21 protein-coding genes are annotated in these 20119 nt (G+C 69.1%); 13 read left to right on the top strand and 8 right to left on the bottom strand.

All coding sequences use genetic code 11. The features are described 5' to 3' along the window. Position 1 precedes the first annotated feature (1 nt). On the bottom strand, positions 2-364 hold the full coding sequence (locus G6N28_RS21735) for a HesB/IscA family protein (protein WP_163903894.1): 363 nt from the start codon (positions 362-364) through the stop codon (positions 2-4). A gap of 126 nt (positions 365-490) precedes the next feature. On the opposite strand from G6N28_RS21735, the gene G6N28_RS21730 reads away from it, so the two are divergent. The 4 genes from G6N28_RS21730 to G6N28_RS21715 are packed head-to-tail and all read left to right on the top strand — an operon-like array spanning position 491 to position 3505. Then, entirely contained in the window at positions 491-1165 is a 675-nt protein-coding gene (locus G6N28_RS21730) for a DUF3043 domain-containing protein (RefSeq protein WP_163903892.1), read from the top strand. A gap of 5 nt (positions 1166-1170) precedes the next feature. Then, positions 1171-1722 (top strand): bifunctional adenosylcobinamide kinase/adenosylcobinamide-phosphate guanylyltransferase, encoded by a 552-nt coding sequence (locus G6N28_RS21725; protein WP_163903890.1) that lies wholly within the window; start codon positions 1171-1173, stop codon positions 1720-1722. Next, complete coding sequence (cobT, locus tag G6N28_RS21720; protein ID WP_163903888.1) at positions 1719-2774, top strand: nicotinate-nucleotide--dimethylbenzimidazole phosphoribosyltransferase; 1056 nt, start codon at positions 1719-1721, stop codon at positions 2772-2774. The genes G6N28_RS21725 and cobT overlap by 4 nt, the downstream gene beginning before the upstream one ends. A 5-nt stretch (positions 2775-2779) precedes the next feature. Next, on the top strand, positions 2780-3505 hold the full coding sequence (locus tag G6N28_RS21715) for an adenosylcobinamide-GDP ribazoletransferase (RefSeq protein WP_163903886.1): 726 nt from the start codon (positions 2780-2782) through the stop codon (positions 3503-3505). Positions 3506-3507: 2 nt separating this feature from the next. Here G6N28_RS21715 and G6N28_RS21710 read toward each other — a convergent pair whose 3' ends face one another. Beyond that, a complete protein-coding gene (locus tag G6N28_RS21710) occupies positions 3508-4614 on the bottom strand; it encodes a branched-chain amino acid aminotransferase (protein WP_163903884.1) in 1107 nt (368 codons plus the stop codon). 22 nt (positions 4615-4636) lie between these two features. Then, complete coding sequence (gene gcvT, locus G6N28_RS21705) at positions 4637-5731, bottom strand: glycine cleavage system aminomethyltransferase GcvT (RefSeq protein ID WP_163903882.1); 1095 nt, start codon at positions 5729-5731, stop codon at positions 4637-4639. A 14-nt stretch (positions 5732-5745) separates the two neighbouring features. On the opposite strand from gcvT, the gene G6N28_RS21700 reads away from it, so the two are divergent. Both G6N28_RS21700 and G6N28_RS21695 read left to right on the top strand, forming a co-directional pair. Next, complete coding sequence (locus G6N28_RS21700; protein WP_163903880.1) at positions 5746-6861, top strand: adenylate/guanylate cyclase domain-containing protein; 1116 nt, start codon at positions 5746-5748, stop codon at positions 6859-6861. Positions 6862-6879: 18 nt separating this feature from the next. Then, positions 6880-8394, top strand: a complete 1515-nt coding sequence (locus G6N28_RS21695) for a leucyl aminopeptidase (RefSeq protein ID WP_163903878.1) — start codon at positions 6880-6882, stop codon at positions 8392-8394. Positions 8395-8471: 77 nt separating this feature from the next. Here the strand turns inward: G6N28_RS21695 and G6N28_RS21690 are convergent, their stop codons facing one another. Further along, positions 8472-10238 (bottom strand): SDR family oxidoreductase, encoded by a 1767-nt coding sequence (locus G6N28_RS21690; RefSeq protein WP_163903876.1) that lies wholly within the window; start codon positions 10236-10238, stop codon positions 8472-8474. 69 nt (positions 10239-10307) lie between these two features. Continuing rightward, positions 10308-10664: an oxidoreductase gene (locus G6N28_RS21685; RefSeq protein ID WP_163903874.1), complete on the bottom strand. Its 357-nt coding sequence runs from the start codon at positions 10662-10664 to the stop codon at positions 10308-10310. A gap of 155 nt (positions 10665-10819) precedes the next feature. Here G6N28_RS21685 and sucB point away from each other — a divergent pair, with 155 nt between their 5' ends. Genes sucB through G6N28_RS21660 form a run of 5 tightly spaced genes read left to right on the top strand, consistent with a single transcriptional unit; the run spans position 10820 to position 15890 of the window. Then, complete coding sequence (sucB, locus tag G6N28_RS21680; protein WP_163903872.1) at positions 10820-12562, top strand: 2-oxoglutarate dehydrogenase, E2 component, dihydrolipoamide succinyltransferase; 1743 nt, start codon at positions 10820-10822, stop codon at positions 12560-12562. 30 nt (positions 12563-12592) lie between these two features. After that, a complete protein-coding gene (locus tag G6N28_RS21675) occupies positions 12593-13501 on the top strand; it encodes a TIGR01777 family oxidoreductase (RefSeq protein ID WP_163903870.1) in 909 nt (302 codons plus the stop codon). 10 nt (positions 13502-13511) lie between these two features. Further along, positions 13512-14210, top strand: coding sequence for a lipoyl(octanoyl) transferase LipB (gene lipB, locus G6N28_RS21670; protein WP_163903868.1), 699 nt, complete (start codon positions 13512-13514; stop codon positions 14208-14210). Then, positions 14207-15133 carry a lipoyl synthase gene (gene lipA / locus G6N28_RS21665; protein WP_163903866.1) on the top strand — a complete coding sequence of 309 codons (927 nt, stop codon included), beginning with the start codon at positions 14207-14209 and terminating at the stop codon, positions 15131-15133. Before lipB ends, lipA begins: the two co-directional genes overlap by 4 nt. A gap of 4 nt (positions 15134-15137) precedes the next feature. Beyond that, positions 15138-15890, top strand: a complete 753-nt coding sequence (locus G6N28_RS21660) for a DUF4191 domain-containing protein (RefSeq protein ID WP_163903864.1) — start codon at positions 15138-15140, stop codon at positions 15888-15890. A gap of 104 nt (positions 15891-15994) precedes the next feature. Here G6N28_RS21660 and G6N28_RS21655 read toward each other — a convergent pair whose 3' ends face one another. After that, a complete protein-coding gene (locus G6N28_RS21655; protein WP_128106796.1) occupies positions 15995-16474 on the bottom strand; it encodes an RDD family protein in 480 nt (159 codons plus the stop codon). Positions 16475-16634: 160 nt separating this feature from the next. Here G6N28_RS21655 and glnA point away from each other — a divergent pair, with 160 nt between their 5' ends. Both glnA and G6N28_RS21645 read left to right on the top strand, forming a co-directional pair. Then, entirely contained in the window at positions 16635-18071 is a 1437-nt protein-coding gene (gene glnA / locus G6N28_RS21650; protein WP_163903862.1) for a type I glutamate--ammonia ligase, read from the top strand. 67 nt (positions 18072-18138) lie between these two features. Further along, on the top strand, positions 18139-18621 hold the full coding sequence (locus tag G6N28_RS21645) for a DoxX family protein (protein ID WP_163903860.1): 483 nt from the start codon (positions 18139-18141) through the stop codon (positions 18619-18621). On the opposite strand, the gene G6N28_RS21640 is transcribed toward G6N28_RS21645, so the two are convergent. Further along, positions 18618-19475, bottom strand: a complete 858-nt coding sequence (locus G6N28_RS21640; protein ID WP_163906516.1) for a TIGR03619 family F420-dependent LLM class oxidoreductase — start codon at positions 19473-19475, stop codon at positions 18618-18620. The genes G6N28_RS21645 and G6N28_RS21640 overlap by 4 nt on opposite strands. A 7-nt stretch (positions 19476-19482) precedes the next feature. Then, on the bottom strand, positions 19483-20115 hold the full coding sequence (locus G6N28_RS21635) for a PaaI family thioesterase (protein ID WP_163903858.1): 633 nt from the start codon (positions 20113-20115) through the stop codon (positions 19483-19485). Between the last annotated feature and the right edge of the window lie 4 nt (positions 20116-20119).

The following is a 20119-nucleotide window of genomic DNA, read 5'->3' as shown; positions in this document are numbered from 1 at the left end:
CTCAGTTGAACGAGTCGCCGCAGGCGCACGAGCCGGTGGCGTTCGGGTTGTCGATAGTGAAGCCCTGCTTCTCGATGGTGTCGACGAAGTCGATGACGGCGCCCTGCACGTAGGGTGCGCTCATCCGGTCCACGGTCAGGTTGACGCCGCCGAACTCCGCGGTCAGGTCACCGTCGAGGGTCCGGTCGTCGAAGAAGAGGTTGTAGCGCAGGCCGGCACAGCCGCCCGGCTGAACGGCGATGCGCAGCGCGAGGTCGTCGCGGCCCTCCTGGTCGAGCAACGCCTTGGCCTTGGCTGCGGCGGCGTCGCTGAGGGTCACGCCGTGGGTGGCGGTCCCGGTTGACGACTCGTTCTGAACTGTCATTACGTCTCCTGTATAGCCTCAGCATGTGCGGCGTACCTGAACAACGGTACCCCCTCACGCCGCTATTCCCGAGTTTGTCCACAGCTCGGCGCAGCGTCGCGACGCCGCGGAAGTAACCTGGCAGGCGTGAACCTGCTGGGCCGCAAGAAACACGACGACGAAACACCGGAATCAGATGTGTCCGAAGACACCACCGAGGCTTCGGATGCAGGCGCCCCGCCGCGCACCACCCCGCCCAAAGGGAGGCCGACACCCAAGCGCAGCCAGTCCAGCCGCAGACGGGGCCCGGTCGCGCCCGCCCCGATGACCACCGCCGAGGCCCGCCGACGCCGCAAGGAGATGCGCAAGACGCTGACCCGCGAGGAACGCAAAGCCGACAAACTCGCCCGCCGCGCCGAGATGGCAGAGCGCCGCGAGAAGATGATGGCCGGCGAGGACGCCTACCTGTTGCCGCGGGACAAGGGCCCGATCCGCAAGTTCGTGCGCGACGTCGTCGATGCGCGCCGCAACGTGCTCGGCCTGTTCATGCCGAGCGCGCTCGCGCTGATCTTCGTCATGCTGTCCGTGCCGTCGGTGGAGGTGCAGCGCCTGATCTCCCCCGCGATGCTGCTGCTCGTGTTGATCATGGTGATCGACGGGTTCGTGCTGGGCCGCAAGGTCAACCGGTTGGTCGACGCGAAGTTCCCCGGCAACAACGAATCCGGTTGGCGATTGGGCTTTTACGCGGCCAGCCGCGCTTCGCAGCTGCGTCGCATGCGGGCGCCCCGCCCCCAGGTCAACCGCGGCGACAAGGTCACCTGAGCCCGGTGCGCATGCTGGTGCTCGGCGGCATCCGCTCGGGCAAGTCCCAATGGGCCGAGTCGGCGATCGCGGCGGCCGTCACCGGCTCGCAGCCGGTCTGCTATCTGGCCACCGGCCCCGCCCCCGCCGGGGATGCCGACTGGGAGGCCCGGGTCGCCGCGCACCGCAGCCGCAGGCCCACTTCCTGGTCGACGGTCGAAACGACCGATGTGGCAACGCAATTGCGCTCCGCCCCGGGCGCCGCCACGCTCGTCGACGACATCGGTTCCTGGCTGACGGCGGCGATGGACCGCAGCGGCGCGTGGCGCGGCGGCTCGGTGGCCGACGACGTCGCCGACCTGCTCGACGCGGTGCGTGGGTTCGCGTCGCCGCTGGCGCTGGTCAGCCCCGAGGTCGGGCTGACCGTCGTGCCGCCCACCGAGGCGGGACGGCGCTTCGCCGACGAGCTGGGCCTGCTCAACCAGCGGCTCGCCGCCCTGTGTGACCGCGTGGTGCTCGTCGTCGCCGGCCAGCCCGTCACGGTCAAGGACACCGGGCAGGCGGAGGCCCGGCCGTGACCGACTTTCCCCCCATCACCGCACCCGACGAGGACGCCGCGGCGGAGGCCCGCGCCCGCCAGAACCGGTTGATCAAACCGCCGGGCTCGCTGGGCAGGCTGGAGGACCTGTCGGTGTGGGTGGCCGCTTGCCAGGGCAGCTGCCCGCCGCGCCCGTTTCACCGGGCCCGGGTGGTGGTGTTCGCCGGTGACCACGGCGTGGCGGCGGCCGGGGTGTCGGCGTATCCGACCGAGGTGACCGCGCAGATGCTGACCAACTTCGAGGCAGGCGGCGCCGCGATCAACGTGATCGCCGAGGTGGCGGGGGCCACCGTGCGGGTGGCCGACATCGCGGTGGACGTCGAGGACGCGCCGTCGGCGTCGATCGGTAAGCACAAGGTGCGTCGCGGCAGCGGAAACATCGCCGTCGAGGACGCGCTGAGCGCGCAGGAAGTGCGCGCCGCGCTGCAGGCCGGTCGCCAGATCGCCGACGACGAGGTGGATTCCGGCGCCGACCTGCTGATCGCCGGTGACATGGGAATCGGAAACACCACGCCGGCAACGACTTTGATTGCGGCGCTGACCGATTCTGAACCGGTCGCCGTGGTGGGCCGCGGCACCGGCGTCGACGACGTCGGGTGGGCGCGCAAGACCGCTGCGATCCGTGACGCGCTGTATCGCTCGCGCGCGTCGGGCGGGGATCCCGTTGCGCTGCTGCGGATGTGCGGCGGGGCCGACGTGGCCGCGATGGCGGGGTTCTGCGCGCAGGCCGCGGTGCGCCGCACCCCGGTGCTGTTGGACGGGCTGGTGGTGAGTGCGGCCGCGTTGGTCGCCGAGCAGCTCGCGCCGGGTGCCCGGCAGTGGTGGCAGGCGGGCCACCGCTCCTCCGAGCCCGCGCACACGGTGGCCTTGCAGCGCCTGGGGCTGGACCCGATCGTCGACATGGGGATGCGGCTGGGCGAGGGCACCGGCGCCGCGGTCGCGCTGCCGATTCTGCGGGCGGCGGTGGCAGCGCTGGCGTCGATGGCGACGTTCGACGAAGCGGGTATCAGCCGCGCCGCCGAGGAGCAGTAGTCCAGGTGATCGGCTCGGTCGCCGCGGCTTTCGCGTTCGGCAGCATCGTTCCGGTGCGCGGCGCCGCGCCCGTCGGGCGTGGGGCGTTGACCGCGCTACCGCTGGTGGGCCTGGCGCTGGGCGCCCTGGCCGCCGGGGTGCTGTGGGTGGCGGGCGTGGCGTTCGGTTCGGGCAGCGCGCTGGGCGGGGTGGCGGCGGTGACGGTGCTGCTGCTCGCGACGCGCGGGCTGCACATCGACGGGCTGGCCGACACCGCCGACGGGCTGGGCAGTTACGGCCCCGCGCAGCGGGCGCTGGAGGTGATGCGCGACGGCTCGGCGGGCCCGTTCGGGGTCGCGGCCGTCGTCGTGGTGATTCTGGCCCAGGCGTTCGCGCTGGCCGAGCTCGGCGTGGTCGGCGTGATCGTGGCGGTGACGGCGGGCCGGGTGGCCGCGGTCGCGGCGTGCCGCAGATCGGTGCCCGCCGCGGCGGGCAGCTCCCTCGGTGCCCGGGTGGCGGGCACCCAGCCGCTGGCCGTGGTGGCGCTGTGGGTGCTGGCGACGGCGGGTCTGGCGGCGCTGGCCGGGCCGCGCCCGTGGCAGGGCCCGGTGGCGGTGATCGCCGCCCTGGCCTGCGCCGCGCTGCTGGTCGCGCACTGCGTGCGCCGGTTCGGCGGCATCACCGGTGACGTGCTGGGCGCGGCGATCGAGGTCACGACGACGTTGACCGCCGTCGGCCTGGCGGTGGGCTGAACTCAGTTCAGCCGGGCCATCCAGCCGTGGGTGTCGGCGAACGTGCCGCGCTGGATGCCGGTGAGCGTGTCGCGCAGCGCCATGGTGATCTCCCCCGGCCCGCCGTCGGCGATGGTGAACTCGCCTTCGGCGTGCTTGACCCGCGCGACCGGGGTGATGACGGCGGCGGTGCCGCACGCGAACACCTCGGTGATCTCGCCCGCCGCGGCCTTCTTCTGCCATTCGTCGACGTCGATCTTGCGTTCCTCGATGGCGAACCCGGCGTCGGTTGCCAACTGCAGCAAGGAATCTCGAGTGACGCCAGGAAGAATGGAGCCGCTCAGCTCGGGGGTGACCAGCCGTGCCGATCCGCCGCTGCCGAACACGAAGAACAGGTTCATCCCGCCCATCTCCTCGATGAAGCGGCGTTCGGCGGCGTCCAGCCACACGACCTGGTCGCAGTCGTTTTCAATGGCCTGCGCCTGGGCCAACAGCGACGCGGCGTAGTTGCCGCCGAACTTGGCCGCTCCGGTGCCGCCGGGGCAGGCCCGCACGTATTCGGTCGACAGCCACACGCTGACCGGCTTGACGCCGCCCTTGAAGTAGGCCCCGGCGGGTGAGGCGATGACCATGTAGCGGTACTCGTTGGCCGGACGCACCCCGAGACCGGCCTCGGTGGCGAAGATGAACGGCCGCAGATACAGCGACTCCTCACCGCCAGGTGGCGGAACCCAGGCCTCGTCGAGCGCGATCAGCTGGCGCAGCGACTCGATGAACACGCCTTCGGGCAGTTCGGGGATGGCCAGCCTGCGGGCCGAGGTGCCCAACCGGCGCGCGTTGGCCTCCGGCCGGAACGACACGATGGACCCGTCGGCCCACCGGTAGGCCTTCAGGCCCTCGAACACCTCTTGTGCGTAGTGCAGCACGATCGCCGACGGATCCAGTTCGATGGGGCCGTACGGCATCACGCGGGCGTTGTGCCAGCCCTTGCCCTCGACGTAGTCGATCGAAACCATGTGGTCTGTGTGGTACTGGCCGAACCCGGGATTGGCCAGAATCGACGCCCGTACCTCGTCGCTCGCCGGAGATGCGTTGCGCTCAACCGTGAACTCGAGGGGGCCGTCAGTCATGAAGCGATTGTATATGCGCTGACTATCGGGTTTTCGCCGCCACGAACGGCGGCTTGACCACCTCGCATTCGATGGGCCTGCCGCGCACGTCGACCGTGACGCGCTGGCCGTCGGCGACGCCGGCGGCGGTGTCGATCAGCGCCAGCGCGATCCCGACCTTCAAAGTCGGAGAGAAGGTTCCCGACGTCGTCACCCCGACCGCGCGGTCACCGTCGAGCACGGTGAGATCGGCGCGCAGCACCCCGCGACCGAGCGCCTTGAGGCCGCGCAACAACCGCGCCGGCCCGGCTTCCTTCTCGGCAAGCAGCGCGTCGCGGCCCCAGAACTCGTCCTTGCGCCAGCCGATCGCCCATCCGCAGCGTGCCTGCAGCGGCGAGAACTCCGTCGAGAGCTCGTGGCCGTGCAGCGGATATCCCATCTCGGTGCGCAGCGTGTCACGGGCGCCGAGCCCCGCCAGTTCGCCGTCGGCCGCGCGTACCTGCTCGACCAGCGCGTCGAAGACCACCTGCGCCTGTTCCCACGGTGGCAGCAGTTCGTAACCGTGCTCGCCGGTGTAGCCGGTGCGGCACACCCGCACGGGCACGCCGTGAAATTCGGCGTCGACGTAGCCCATGTAGTCCATGTCCGTCGGCAGCCCCAGCGCGGCGACGACCTCGGTGGACTTGGGCCCCTGCACCGCGAGCACGGCGTAGGACCGGTGTTCGTTGGTGATCGTGACGCCCGCCGGCGCGTGCTGCTGCAGCGCGGCCACCACGGCGGCGGTGTTGGCGGCGTTGGGTACCAGGAAGATCTCGTCGTCGGAGACGTAGTAGGCGATCAGATCGTCGAGCACACCACCGGATTCTGTGCAGCACAACGTGTATTGCGCCTTGCCCGGTCCGATCCGGCGCAGGTCGTTGGTGAACGCGGAGTTGACGTAGTCGGCGGCTCCCGGTCCGCGCACCAGCGCCTTGCCCAGATGGCTGACGTCGAACAGACCGACGGTGTTGCGTGTCGCGGTGTGCTCGGTGACCGTTCCGGCATACGAGACCGGCATCAGCCAGCCACCGAATTCGGCGAAGTTGGCGCCGAGTTCGCGGTGCCGGTCCTCCAGCGGGCCCTTCGATATCTCGCTCACGCCGATCCACCCTAATGTGGCGTTGGGCTTGTCACACTTGTGCCGTGGTTGATCTCGATGCGCTGCAAGCCGCGGGCATCGCCGACGCGCACCGCCGGGCCGCCCTGATCGAATACCTCGACGGGCTCGGGTTCACCGTGGAAGACATGGTGCAGGCCGAGCGGCGCGGGCGGCTTTTCGGCCTCGCCGGCGACGTGCTGCAGTGGTCGGGACGCCCGGAGTTCAGCCTGCGCAGCGCCGCCGAGGAGCTGGGCGTGTCGCTCGACGAGCTGCGCCGCGCGTGGGCGGCGCTCGGGTTGAGCGTCGCCGATCCCGACGAGCCGGCGCTGAGCCGGGCCGACCTCGACGGGCTGACGGTGTGGGTTCAGGTCAAGGCAGCGGTCGGCGACGACGCCGCGCTGGCGTTTCTGCGGGTGCTGGGCGCGTCGATGTCGCGGCTCGCCGAGGCCGGCTCGTCGATGATCCGCGTCGCGCGGCCCGACATCCAGATGACCCACACCCAGGATGAGCTCACCACCGCGCGGGCCTACCGCGCGGTGTCGGAGGTGACGCAACGCTTCAGCGTGCTGATCGACGCGGTGTTCCGCCAGCACATCACCAGCGCCCGCGCCCATTTCGAGGGCGTCATCCGTGACGAGTCCGCGATCGTCATCTGCGGTGTCGGGTTCGCCGACCTGACCGGTTTCACCGCCCTGACCCAACGGCTCTCCCCCACCGAGCTGTCCGATCTGCTGATCGATTTCGGCGGTGTCGTCAGCGATCTGGTGCACGTCGACGGCGGCCGGGTGGTGAAGTTCATCGGCGACGAGGTGATGTGGGTGACCTCGACCCCTGAACTGCTCGTGAAGGTCGCCGTCGACCTGGTCGAACACCCGCGAGCACGCGAGGCCGGGCTGCAGGTCCGCGCCGGCCTGGGCTACGGCTCGGTGCTGGCCGTCGGCGGTGACTACTTCGGCAACCCCGTCAACCTGGCGGCGCGGCTGGTCGCCGCCGCGACACCCGGGCAGATCCTCGCCGGTGCCGACGTCTTCGACGAGCTGGAGAACTGGCCCGCGGTGCCCCAGGAAGACTTGGTGCTCAAGGGTTTCGATGCCCCGGTGCGGGCCTACGACCTGCGGGCCGGCCCCTGACGGCTAGGGTAAGGCCTCGTGAGCCCTGCAAACGGTTACCAAGCCCCCAGCGTCTCCGTCAGCTCGTCGCTGCCCAAGCGCAAGGTCGACTCGTCGGTGCTGATCGTGCCCGTGGTCAGCGGAGACGACGACGGGGTGGCGCCGAGTGTCGTGCCCAACCCGTTCCTCGGCGCCGAGGCGGTCGGCGAGATCGAGGCCGCCCTCGAGTCGCTGGACGCGAAGGGCGGCGTCGAGCAGATCACCCGCGTCGTGGTGCCGTCGCTGCCGGTGAGCAGCGTGCTCGCGGTCGGGCTGGGCAAGCGGCGAGACGAGTACGACGCCGACGTCGTCCGCCGCGTCGCCGGGGTGGCCGCGCGCTCGCTCAACGGCGCCGAGACCGCACTGACCACGCTGTCGGACATCGATCTGGGCGCGACCGTCGAGGGGCTGATCCTCGGCGCCTACCGGTTCACCGACTTCCGCAGCGACAAGACCGCGCCCAAGGACGCCGGGCTGCGGGCGATCACCGCGCTGACGTCGGCCAAGGGGCAGAAAGACGCCGCGCAGCGCGCCGCTGATATCGCCACCGCGGTGGCGACCGCGCGTAATCTGGTCAACACCCCGCCAAGTCACCTGTTTCCCGCCGAATTCGCCAAGCGCGCAAAGGCTTTGGGGGAGGCCGCGGGACTGCAGGTGGAGATCCTCGACGAGAAGGCGCTCGAGAAGGCCGGATACGGCGGCATCATCGGCGTCGGCAAGGGCTCGTCGCGCCCGCCGCGGCTGGTGCGGCTGACCCACAAGGGCGCCAAGCGCAACGGCAAACGTGTCGCGCTGGTCGGCAAGGGCATCACATTCGACACCGGCGGCATCTCGATCAAGCCGGCGGCCAACATGCACCACATGACCTCCGACATGGGCGGCGCGGCCGCGGTCATCGCCACCGTGGTGCTGGCCGCCAAGCAGAAGCTGCCGATCGATGTCGTCGCGACGGTGCCGATGGCCGAGAACATGCCGTCGTCGACCGCGCAGCGGCCCGGTGACGTGCTCACCCAGTACGGCGGCATCACGGTGGAGGTGCTCAACACCGACGCCGAGGGTCGGCTGGTGCTCGCGGATGCGATCGTGCGCGCCGGCGAGGACCAGCCCGACTACCTGATCGAGACCTCGACGCTGACGGGTGCGCAGACCGTCGCGCTGGGCGCACGCACGCCCGGCGTGATGGGCAGCGACGAGTTCCGCGACCGCGTCGCCGAGCTCTCGCAGCGCGTTGGCGAGAACGGCTGGCCGATGCCGCTGCCCGAGGAGCTCAAGGAAGACCTCAAGTCCACGGTCGCCGATTTGGCCAACGTCGGCGGTTCGCGCTACGCGGGCATGCTGGTCGCGGGCACGTATCTGCGCGAGTTCGTCCCCGAGGGTGTGCAGTGGGCGCATATCGACATCGCCGGCCCGGCATACAACACCGGCGGGCCATGGGGTTACACCGGCAAGGGTGGCACGGGCGTGCCGACGCGCACGATGTTCGCGGTGCTGGAGGACATCGCCGCCAACGGCTAGCCCTCTCCGCGTTCGCCGAGACCGACGACATGGCGGTTTCCGGGCTCGCAAATCCGCCAGAGCGTCCGTTTCGGCGGCTACAGCACGCGGGCGCGGGCGGTGCTTCGCATCGCTTGCGGCAGCAGATGGGCCGCGCCGTAGACGAAGTAGGCCTCCGGCGCGACGGGTCTGATCGGCTTGGTTTTCTTGACCGCCGAGACGATCGCCTTGGCCACCTTCTCCGGGCCGTATCGCCGTGCGGCGAACAGCCTTTCCAGCTGCGCCCGCCGCACCTCCACGTTGGCCTGCTTACCCGCGGGCGCGTCGAACCGGGTGGTGTGCACGATGTTGGTGTTGACCACCCCGGGACACACCGTGGTGAGCCCGACGCCGGCTTGGTCCAGCTCGGCGCGCAGGCAGTCGCCGAACATGAACACCGCGGCCTTGCTGGTGGCGTAGGCGTTCATGGCCTGCTGCGGCGCGTAGGCCGCCATCGACGAGATGTTGACGATGTGGCCACCGATCCCGCGGTCCACGAGCCGCCGGCCAAAGGACCTGCAGCAGTTGACGACTCCACCGAAGTTGATCCCCAGCACCCGCTCGTATTCGTCACGCGGGGTGTCCAGGAACAGCCCGGAGTGCCCGACCCCGGCGTTGTTGACCACGACGTCGGGCACGCCGTGCTCGGCGCAGACCTGCTCGGCGAAGCGTTCCACCGCGTCGGCGTCGGCCACGTCGAGGCGATACGCGTGCGCCACCCCGCCGCGCGCGGCGATCGTGGCGGCGGTGTCCTTTGCGCTGGCCTCGTCGATGTCGCTGACGACCACTTCCGCGCCCTCCCGGGCGAACGCCAGCGCGGTCTCACGACCGATGCCGCTACCGGCGCCGGTCACCGAAACCAGTGTGTCACCGAAGTATTCGCGCGGCCTGCCAACCTCGGCGCGGCGCAGGCCGCGGCTGGCCGGCCTGCCTTCGAGATGGTCGACGAGCTCGTGCACCGACTGCGCGAGCAGCTGCGGGTGCGACATCGGCGTCCAGTGCCCGGCGTGCAGGTCGCGTCGCCACAGCCGCGCCACCCATTTCTTGGTGTCGTCGTAGACGTAGGGCCGAACGTGCGGGTCGGCGAGGTTGACGATGAGCTGCACCGGAACGTCGACATAGTGGTCGGTTCTCGCGGTGGTCACGGAGCGGAAGTAGTTGGCGGGATACACCCTGAGGCTGTTGACGGCGTCCGCGGCGACGTTGTCGGAATGCAGGATCCGCTCGGCGGTGATGCCCTCGCGCTGCAACCGCCGTGCCACCGTCCCGGCGCGAAAACCGCGTCGGACCACCGCGGGGCCCACCACCGGGATGGAGAACAGCGCCATGTACCAGAACGCCAGCAGCTGCCGCAGGGCCCTGCCGAACTGCCGCGGATGGTACGGACGCTTGAGATTGTCGATGACGTAGCGGTTGACGTGGTCGGCGCTCGGTCCGGAGACCGAGGTGAACGACGCGACACGCTCGCGGGCCCCCGAGCGAGACAGGTACTCCCACACCGCCGTCGAACCCCAGTCGTGCGCGAGCACATGCACCGGCTCACCCGGGCTCACCTCGGCGAGGATCGCGGCGAAATCGTCGGCGTAGCAATACATCCGGTAGGCTCCGACGTTCTTGGGGACCGAGCTTCTGCCGACGCCGCGATTGTCGTAGCGCACGATCCGGAACCGGTCGGCCAGCAACGGCACCACGGCGTCCCATACGACGTGGGAATCCGGCCAGCCGTGGACCAACACGACCGTTGGCCCGTCGGGGTTGCCTTGCTCGTATACCGCGATGCGGACACCGTCTGCGCTGTCGACGAACCGCTCGGTGACGTCGCCCATCACACCTCCAGCTGAAGTTAGTGGGACCGCGGGTAACGTATCAGGCCGGCCGCGTGCGCGGGCAGACGTTCAGGACTCCTCGAGTTCCCTGCGGGCGGCACGTCGGCGTTCGATGCGGCGCCGTTCGTCGAAGTCGCGCATCCGCTGCGGATAGCCGACCTTCTGCACGTCGTAGACCGGGATCTTGAGGCGCTGCGAAAGCCGTCGGGCACCGGCCTCTCCCCCGGTCGGCCGCCGCGTCCACTCCCCGTCGGCGGCGACCAGCACCACGGTGACGTCGGTGACGGTGGTCTTGGGTTCGACGAAAGCCTCGACACCGGTGTGCTCGGCGACCCACCGGCGCAGGTATCGCAGATCGTCCGCCGGGTCGCTCGCGCTTCCCTTGGCGCCGCGTCCGCCACGCCGAAATTTGTCGAACAGTCCCACTCGGGTGGTGCTTCCTTTCGTCTACCTACCAAGATAGTGCCAGAGCAAATCGTCGCGAGGTCTGAAGCGAACCAGGTGCGCAGACGTGAAAGGATGGGTTACGACGATCGACCCGGCAAGAGACTGACCGTTCAAGGGAGCGAGGGAGTCGATATATGGCCATCTCCGTTCAGATGCCCGCACTCGGTGAAAGCGTCACCGAAGGCACTGTCACCCGTTGGCTCAAGCAAGAGGGCGACACGGTTGAACAGGATGAGCCGCTGCTGGAGGTGTCCACCGACAAGGTCGACACCGAGATTCCTTCCCCCGCTTCCGGTGTGCTGAAGAAGATCATCGCCCAGGAGGACGACACGGTCGAGGTGGGTGGGGAGTTGGCCGTCATCGGTGACGCCGGCGAGGACGGCGACGACGGCGGCGGTGAAGCGCCCGCCGAGCAGGAGAAGCCCGCCGAACAGCCGGCGGCGCAGCCCGAACCGGCCGCCGAAGAGCAGGAGGAGCCGGCCGAGACCCCGGCTCCACCGGCGCAGAGCGGCGATGGCGGCGGCGGCGAAGCAACGCCGGTGTTGATGCCCGAACTCGGCGAGTCGGTGACCGAGGGCACTGTGACGCGGTGGTTGAAGAAAGTCGGCGACACCGTCGAGGTCGACGAGCCACTGCTCGAGGTCTCCACCGACAAGGTCGACACCGAGATTCCCTCCCCGGTGGCAGGCACGCTGCTGTCGATCACCGCCGAAGAGGACGACACCGTAGAGGTCGGCGGCGAGCTGGCCAAGATCGGCCCGGCCGGTGCGGCTCCCGCCGCCGAGCCGGAATCCGAACCCGAACCCGAACCCGAACCCGAGCCGGAGCCGAAGGCAGAGCCCAAACCCGAGCCCAAACCCGAGCCCAAACCCGAGCCCAAACCCGAGCCCAAACCCGAGCCCAAACCCGAGCCCAAGCCCGAGCCCAAGCCGGAACCAAAGCCGCAACCCACCGGCGATTCCGCACCGTACGTCACGCCCCTGGTGCGGAAACTGGCCGCCGAGAACGACATTGACCTCTCCACGGTGAAGGGCACCGGTGTCGGCGGACGAATCCGCAAGCAGGACGTGCTCGCGGCGGCCGAGCCGGCCCCGCAGCCGTCCGCGGCACCGGCGGCCAAGCCGGAGCCGACTCCGGCGCCGGCGTTGGCCCATCTGCGCGGCACCACGCAGAAGGCCAGCCGGATCCGTCAGCTCACCGCCAAGAAGACGCGCGAATCCCTGCAGGCGACAGCGCAGTTGACGCAGACCCACGAGGTCGACATGACGAAGATCGTGGCGCTGCGGGCCCGTGCGAAGGCCAGTTTCGCCGAACGCGAAGGCGTCAACCTGACGTACCTGCCGTTCATCGCGGTCGCGGTGGTCGACGCGCTCAAGGCGCACCCGAACGTCAACGCCAGCTACAACGAGGAAACCAAGGAGATCACCTACTACGACGCCGAGCACCTCGGGATCGCGGTCGACACCGAACAAGGGTTGCTGTCACCGGTGATCAAGAACGCCGGCGACCTGTCGCTGGCGGGGCTGGCCCGCGCGATAGCCGACATCGCCGCGCGCGCCAGGTCGGCCGACCTCAAACCCGATGAGTTGTCCGGTGGCACGTTCACCATCACCAACATCGGTAGCCAGGGCGCGTTGTTCGACACCCCGATCCTGGTGCCGCCGCAGGCGGCGATGCTGGGCACCGGCGCGATCGTCAAACGGCCCCGGGTGATCGTCGACGAGCTCGGCAACGAGTCGATCGGCATCCGGTCGGTGTGCTATTTGCCGCTGACCTACGACCACCGGTTGATCGACGGCGCCGACGCCGGCCGGTTCCTGACCACCATCAAGCGCCGGCTCGAAGAGGGTGCCTTCGAGGCGGACCTGGGCCTGTAGCGGGCCGATAGAGAAGGGCGTTCGCCTGTCGTGTCCGAAGCCGTCATCGCAGTCGCGGGATCGTCCGGCCTGATCGGCACGGCGCTGGTGTACGCGCTGCGCGCCACCGATCGCCGGGTGCTGCGCATCGTGCGCCGCGCCCCGTCGAACGCCGACGAGGTGTTCTGGAATCCCGACACCGGCGAGTTCGATGCCGGCGCCCTGGCGGGCGTGCACGCCGTGGTGAACCTCTGCGGTGTCAGCCTCGGCGCCAAGCGCTGGTCAGGGGCGTTCAAGCAGAGCCTGCGGGACAGTCGCATCGGCCCGACCGAGGTGCTGGCCGCCGCGGTCGCCGCGGCCGGGGTGCCGACGCTGATCAACGCCAGCGCGGTCGGCTACTACGGCGACACCGGCAGCCGCATCACCGACGAATCCGCCCCGCCCGGCAGCGGGTTCCTCGCACAGCTGTGCCGAGACTGGGAGGCCGCGACCCTGCCTGCCGCGCAGTCCGGGGCGCGGGTGGTACTGGCCCGCTCGGGGCTGGTGCTCGCGCCGTCCGGCGGGATCCTCAGCCGGTTGAAGCCGTTGTTCTCGCTGGGCCTGGGCGCCCGACTGGGCAACGGCCGCCAGTACATGCCGTGGATCAGCATCGAGGACGAGGTCCGCGCGCTGATGTTCGCGATCGACAACCGCCAACTGTCCGGCCCGGTCAACGTGACCGGGCCCGCGCCCGTCACCAACGCCGAGTTCACCGCGGCGCTCGGCAGGGCGCTGGGCCGGCCGACCCCCCTGGCGGTGCCCGGCTTCGCCGTGCGCGCCCTGCTCGGCGAGTTCGCCGACGAGGGGCTGCTGTGCGGCCAGCGCGCCATCCCCGCCGCGCTGGAGAACGCGGGTTTTCAGTTTGGCCACAACACCATCGGCGAGGCGCTGGCGTTCGCCACCGCCCCCACGGACACGTAGATTCAAACGCATGACGGCAGGATCGATCCGGTCGGCGTCATCGCCGGTTGACGTGCGCCGATTGGGCCGCGTGGACTACCACACGGCCTGGCAGCTGCAGCGGGAGCTGGCCGAGGCCCGCATCGACGGGGGTCCGGACACGCTGCTGCTGCTCGAGCATCCCTCGGTCTACACCGCGGGCCGGCGCACCGAGCCCGAGGAGCGTCCCGTCGACGACACCCCGGTGATCGACACCGACCGGGGCGGCAAGATCACCTGGCACGGGCCGGGACAGTTGGTGGGCTACCCCATCGTCGGGCTCGCCGAACCGATCGATGTGGTGAATTTCGTTCGGCGCCTTGAAGAATCGCTGATCAAGGTGTGCGCTGACCTCGGGCTGGCGACGGGCCGGGTGCCGGGGCGCTCCGGGGTGTGGGTGCCTGGACACGACACCTCCGAGCTTGCAGCCGGGCCGCGACCGGCCCGCAAGGTCGCCGCCGTCGGGATCCGGGTGTCGCGGGCGACCACGCTGCACGGGTTCGCGCTGAACTGCGACTGCGACCTGGACGCCTTCTCCGCGATCGTGCCGTGCGGCATCTCCGACGCGGGGGTGACCTCGCTGAGCGCCGAACTGGGCCGCCGCGTCGGCGTCGATGAGGTGATCGGGCCGGTGGCCGACGCCGTCTGCGACGCCCTCGACGGGCGCCTGTCAGTAGCATTGACGACGTGACCGTATCCCCGGAAGGCCGCAAGCTGCTGCGTCTGGAGGTGCGCAACGCCGCGACGCCGATCGAGCGCAAGCCGCCGTGGATCAAGACCCGCGCCAAGATGGGCCCGGAGTACCAGGAACTGAAGTCGCTGGTGCGTCGCGAGGGTCTGCACACCGTCTGCGAGGAAGCCGGCTGCCCGAACATCTACGAGTGCTGGGAAGACCGCGAGGCCACCTTCCTCATCGGCGGCGAGCAGTGCACCCGGCGGTGCGACTTCTGCCAGATCGACACCGGCAAGCCGGCCGAACTCGACCGTGACGAGCCGCGCCGCGTCGCCGAAAGCGTGCATGCGATGGGGCTGCGCTATTCGACGGTCACCGGGGTCGCCCGCGACGACCTGCCCGACGGCGGTGCGTGGTTGTACGCCGAGACGGTGCGCGCGATCAAGGCGCTCAACCCCGACACCGGCGTCGAGTTGCTCATCCCGGACTTCAACGGGTCCGCCCCGCTGCTCGAGCAGGTCTTCGAGTCGCGTCCGGAAGTGTTGGCGCACAACATCGAGACGGTGCCGCGCATCTTCAAGCGGATCCGGCCGGGATTCCGTTATGACCGCAGCCTGCAGGTGTTGACGGCGGCGCGCGCGTTCGGGCTGGTGACCAAGTCCAACCTCATCCTCGGGATGGGCGAGACCCCCGAGGAGGTGCGCAGCGCGCTGACCGATCTGCGCGACGCAGGCTGCGACATCGTCACCATCACCCAGTACCTGCGGCCCTCGGTGCGCCATCACCCGGTGGAACGCTGGGTGCACCCGGATGAGTTCGTCGAGCACGAGCGGTTCGCCACCGACCTCGGGTTCGCCGGGGTGCTGTCCGGGCCGCTGGTGCGCTCGTCGTATCGGGCGGGGCGGCTGTATGCCCAGGCCAAATCCGCGTCCGTATCCTGAGTGAATGGCGAAGAAGCGCACTCCCGCTGAGGTCAAGGCCGCGAAGGCCGAGGCGAAGGCGGCCCGAAAAGCGGCATCCAAGCAGCGCCGCACGCAGCTGTGGCAGGCGTTCCAGATCCAGCGCAAAGAGGACAAGCGGCTGCTGCCCTACATGATCGGCGCGTTCGTGCTGATCGTGGGCGCCTCGGTGGCGCTGGGCCTGATATCCGGCGGGTTCAGCACCTACATGATGATTCCGCTGGGCATCGTGCTCGGCGCGCTGGTGGCGTTCATCATCTTCGGCAGGCGCGCCCAGAAGTCGGTCTACCGAAAGGCCGAAGGACAGACCGGGGCGGCGGCATGGGCGCTGGAGAACATGCGCGGCAAGTGGCGCGTCACACCGGGCGTCGCGGCCACCGGTCACTTCGACGCGGTGCACCGGGTGATCGGGCGACCCGGCGTCATCTTCGTCGGCGAGGGCTCCCCCACCCGCGTCAAGCCGCTGCTCGCCCAGGAGAAGAAGCGCACCGCCCGGGTCATCGGCGACGTGCCGATCTACGACATCATCATCGGCAAGGGCGAGGGCGAGGTGCCGCTGGCCAAGCTCGAACGGCACCTCAACAAGCTGCCCGCCAACATCACCGTCAAGCAGATGGACTCGCTGGAGTCCCGGTTGGCCGCGCTGGGCACCAAGGCCGGGCCCGCCGCCATGCCGAAGGGCCCGCTGCCGGCCCAGGCCAAGATGCGCGGCGTGCAGCGCACCGTCCGGCGTCGCTGACCCTCTCGCCTTCTTCGCCGAAACTGAGCTTGTGTTCGCAAAATCGCCGGTTTTGTGAGCACAAGCTCAGGTTCGACGGAACCGGCCGGGCCGCGGCCCGGACGTCAGGTGCGGCGCACGACGGCGGTGTTGGTGAAGCGGTCCTGGTAACCGCGCAGGTCGCCGTCGGTGAACAACGCGGGCACGATGAAGAACACCAGCAGCCCGCGCACCGTGGCCCGGCCGAGGCCGACATGCATCCGGTTGTCGATCGAGGCCACGCGCAACCCGAGCGCGAACTGGCCGGGGGTGAAGCCGTACAGCCGCACCGAGATGATGCCCAGCAGCAGCCAGACCAGCGCGATCGAGGTCGACCCCATCGGCGTGTACAGAAAATCGTCCCGGCTGACCAGCCCGACCCCGACGACCAGCCCCACCAGCCCGTAGGCGATGAACCAGTCGATCAGCAGCGCGGCGATGCGCCTGCCGAACCGGGCGATCGAGCCCGGGCCGGTCTCGGGCAAGCCGAGACGCTGTCCCGGGTAGTCGCTGGGTCCCAGGTCACTGCTCGGTCCCGACAACCAGGACCCCATTGCGCGGGCCATGGTGACAGGATATGTGTGGACCCGTCCGGGGCCATCGGCCGCCAGCATCCAGCCACCGAGGCGACATTGCGTAACTTCGGCGCAACATACGGTTGACGACCGTGCAACATCGTGTCCTTAGCGTCAACGCGCGGGTTACGAAATATAAGGAGAGAACTCAGTGGCAGAAAAGACCGCCGACGACATTCTCAAGCTGATCAAGGACGAAGACGTAGAGTACGTCGACATTCGGTTCTGCGATCTGCCCGGCGTCGTTCAACACTTCTCGATCCCGGCTACGGCCTTCACGCAGGATGTCTTCGAAGACGGCCTGGCCTTCGACGGCTCGTCGGTGCGGGGATTCCAGTCGATCCACGAATCCGACATGATGCTGCTGCCGGATCCCGAGACCGCACGCATCGACCCGTTCCGCGCCGCCAAGACGCTGAACGTCAACTTCTTCGTGCACGATCCGTTCACCCGTGAGGCGTACTCGCGTGACCCGCGCAACGTGGCCCGCAAGGCGGAGAACTACCTGGCCAGCACCGGCATCGCGGACACCGCCTACTTCGGCGCCGAAGCCGAGTTCTACATCTTCGACTCGGTGTCGTTCGACTCGCAGATGAACAGCACGTTCTACGAGATCGACTCGGAGGCCGGGTGGTGGAACACCGGCGAGGCGGTCGAGTCCGATGGCAGCGTCAACCGCGGCTACAAGGTCCGCCCCAAGGGCGGCTACTTTCCCGTCGCGCCGTATGACCACTTCGTCGACCTGCGCGACCAGATGTGCACCAACCTGCAGAACGCCGGCTTCGTCCTGGAGCGCGGTCACCACGAGGTCGGCACCGCCGGTCAGGCCGAGATCAACTACAAGTTCAACACGATGCTGCACGCGGCCGATGACCTGCTGCTGTTCAAGTACATCATCAAGAACACCGCATGGCAGGCCGGCAAGACTGTGACGTTCATGCCCAAGCCGCTGTTCGGCGACAACGGCTCCGGTATGCACGCACACCAGTCGCTGTGGAAGGACGGTCAGCCGCTGTTCCACGACGAGTCGGGCTACGCGGGCCTGTCCGACACCGCGCGCCACTACATCGGCGGCATCCTGCACCACGCGCCGTCACTGCTGGCGTTCACCAACCCGACGGTGAACTCCTACAAGCGGCTGGTGCCCGGCTACGAGGCGCCGATCAACCTGGTGTACAGCCAGCGGAACCGCAGCGCATGCGTGCGCATCCCGATCACCGGCAACAACCCGAAGGCCAAGCGCCTGGAGTTCCGCTGCCCGGACAGTTCGGGCAACCCGTACCTGGCGTTCGCGGCGATGCTGATGGCCGGCCTGGACGGGATCAAGAAGAAGATGGAGCCGCTGGCTCCCGTCGACAAGGATCTCTACGAGTTGCCGCCCGACGAGGCCGCGAGCATCCCGCAGGCGCCGACGTCCCTGTCGGCGGTCATCGACCGGCTCGAGGAAGATCACGAATACCTCACCGAGGGCGGGGTTTTCACCGAGGATCTGATCGAGACCTGGATCTCCTACAAGCGGGAGAACGAGATCCTGCCGGTGCAGGTGCGGCCGCACCCGTATGAGATCGCGTTGTACTACGACGTGTAAGCACGGCTGACCGTTCGGGCCGGGCGACTTTGGCGCGCCCGGCCCGAATCGGCGTTAGGGTCTGTCAATGACGACCCTGAACAATCGCCTGAACTCCTACTCCCCCGCGGCGTTGCTCGCCTTCCGCGTCTTCTTCGGTCTGCTGTTCGCCGTCCACGGCTCGGCAAAGTTGTTCGGCTGGCCGCTCGGCTCCTCGGTGCCGGTCGGCAGCTGGCCGATGTGGTGGGCGGGGGTGATCGAACTGGTCGCCGGTCTTCTGATCACCGTCGGACTGTTCACCCGCGTCGCGGCGGTCATCGCCTCGGGTGAGATGGCCGTGGCGTACTTCTGGCAGCACTGGCCGCCGCTGGAGGGCGAGCCGCAGAGCTTCTGGCCGATGGCCAACGGCGGCGAGGCGGCGGTGCTGTTCTGCTTCGGGTTCCTGTTGTTGGCCGCCATCGGCCCCGGTGTCTATTCCATCGACGGCAGGCGCCGGCCCGTCGGCGCCGCGACCACCACCGCGGCGCCGCCGGCGCGCGGCGGCCTGCTGAGCAGGTTCCGCCGCCGTTAATCCAGCGCCATATCCTTGCGGAACTTACGCATTCCGTCGATCTGCTCGGCCAGCGACGCCTGCGGCCCGCTGTAGAACACCCACGGCATCGTGATGATCCCGGTGATGCCGCCGGCCTCCGCGCGCTCGTAATGCTCCTGGGTGAACGCGTCGGTCAGCGGGGTGAGCACGGTGAAATCGTCCATCGACAACCCGCTTTCGGCGCGCAGTTGCCTCAACCGCTCGACACGTTCGAGCGCGCGCTCGGTGGTGATCAGATCGCCGATCCAGCCGTCGTGGCGAGCGGCCCGCCGCAACGCGATGTCGGACAACCCGCCGACATAGACGGGTATGTGCGGCGGAGTGGGTTCCATCTCCAGCCGCGGGGTCTGATAGAACTCGCCGTCGAACTCCGTCCAGCCGGGGCGCCACAGTTCCTTCATCAACTCGAGCATCTCGTCGGTGCGCTTACCGCGCCGATCGAACCGCTGGCCCATCAACGTGAACTCCTCCTCGCACCAGCCGACCCCGATGCCGAGTTCGAGCCGGCCTCCGGCCAGGTATGCCGCGGTGCCAATGGATTTGGCCGCCGAGTACGGGTCGCGCATCGCGGGCAGATACACCGTGGTGACGAACCGCAACCGGGTGGTCGCCAGCGCGATCGCTCCGATCATCACCCACGGATCGGGCCAGTCGGTGAACGGCTCCCAGCGGCGTTTGCCGTCCTTGGTGTAGGGATACGGCGTCGCCAGTGTCTCGAGGTTCACCACATGGTCGGGAATGCCGATTCCGTCGTAGCCGAGATCGTCTGCGGCCTTGGCGACTTCGACGGCCTCACCGGTGTCCAAAAAGGCGGTGCTGACATAGAACTTCAGAGCCACGTCAGCCTGCGTCCCTCGCCCACGCGGGCACGATGAACACGCCCTCGGCTTCGACGGTGGCACCGTCGGCATCGCTAAGGGAGCCTCGCGCATACGTTTTGGCGCCCTCGGTGCGATCGATGAGCGCCTCGGCGCGCAGCGGCCCCAACGGGGTACCGCGCAGATAGCGCATCGTGATGGTGCCGGTGAACTTTGGTTGGGTGAGCCCGCCGCTGGCCGCCTCACCCAGAATGTGGTCGAGCACCAGAGCGCAGATACCGCCGTGCACCCAGCCCGGCGGACCCTCGTATGCGGCGCCAAGGGCGAACTCGCTCCAGCACCGTCCGTCGTCCTCGTGGTGGATCTCCATCGGCGGGGCGATCGCATTGCGCAGTCCGATAACCGGATTGGACCACACCACCGGTCTGCCCGTCACCTCGTGCAGCATCACGTTGGCGGAGCGCTGCCGGCGCTCGAGCATCTCGGTGACCGCCTCGATGGAGGCTTGCGCGTTCCGCACGGTGTCTTCGTCCACGTCGGTGCGCAGGCCCGCAGCGATGAGCTTGCGAACCGAATCGGCCAACGGCCCGTACAGCAACCGCTGACGTTCGTACTCCTCCGCCGTGACGACGTCGTAGCCGAAATCCATGCTCATTGGC

The organism is Mycolicibacterium pulveris (genome assembly GCF_010725725.1).
Taxonomy (GTDB): Bacteria; Actinomycetota; Actinomycetes; order Mycobacteriales; family Mycobacteriaceae; genus Mycobacterium; species Mycobacterium pulveris.
Note: the sequence above shows the minus strand (reverse complement) of the source record. Positions and strands in the feature narration are given on the sequence as shown.

Bases quoted from the DNA above. Each gene is read 5' to 3' on its own strand.
- G6N28_RS21735 (WP_163903894.1), bottom strand. From the start codon at position 364: ATGACAGTTCAGAACGAGTCGTCAACCGGGACCGCCACCCACGGCGTG.
- G6N28_RS21710 (WP_163903884.1), bottom strand. From the start codon at position 4,614: ATGACTGACGGCCCCCTCGAGTTCACGGTTGAGCGCAACGCATCTCCG.
- G6N28_RS21700 (WP_163903880.1), top strand. From the start codon at position 5,746: ATGTGGCGTTGGGCTTGTCACACTTGTGCCGTGGTTGATCTCGATGCG.
- G6N28_RS21690 (WP_163903876.1), bottom strand. From the start codon at position 10,238: ATGGGCGACGTCACCGAGCGGTTCGTCGACAGCGCAGACGGTGTCCGC.
- sucB (WP_163903872.1), top strand. From the start codon at position 10,820: ATGGCCATCTCCGTTCAGATGCCCGCACTCGGTGAAAGCGTCACCGAA.
- lipB (WP_163903868.1), top strand. From the start codon at position 13,512: ATGACGGCAGGATCGATCCGGTCGGCGTCATCGCCGGTTGACGTGCGC.
- G6N28_RS21660 (WP_163903864.1), top strand. From the start codon at position 15,138: ATGGCGAAGAAGCGCACTCCCGCTGAGGTCAAGGCCGCGAAGGCCGAG.
- G6N28_RS21655 (WP_128106796.1), bottom strand. From the start codon at position 16,474: ATGGCCCGCGCAATGGGGTCCTGGTTGTCGGGACCGAGCAGTGACCTG.
- G6N28_RS21645 (WP_163903860.1), top strand. From the start codon at position 18,139: ATGACGACCCTGAACAATCGCCTGAACTCCTACTCCCCCGCGGCGTTG.
- G6N28_RS21635 (WP_163903858.1), bottom strand. From the start codon at position 20,115: ATGAGCATGGATTTCGGCTACGACGTCGTCACGGCGGAGGAGTACGAA.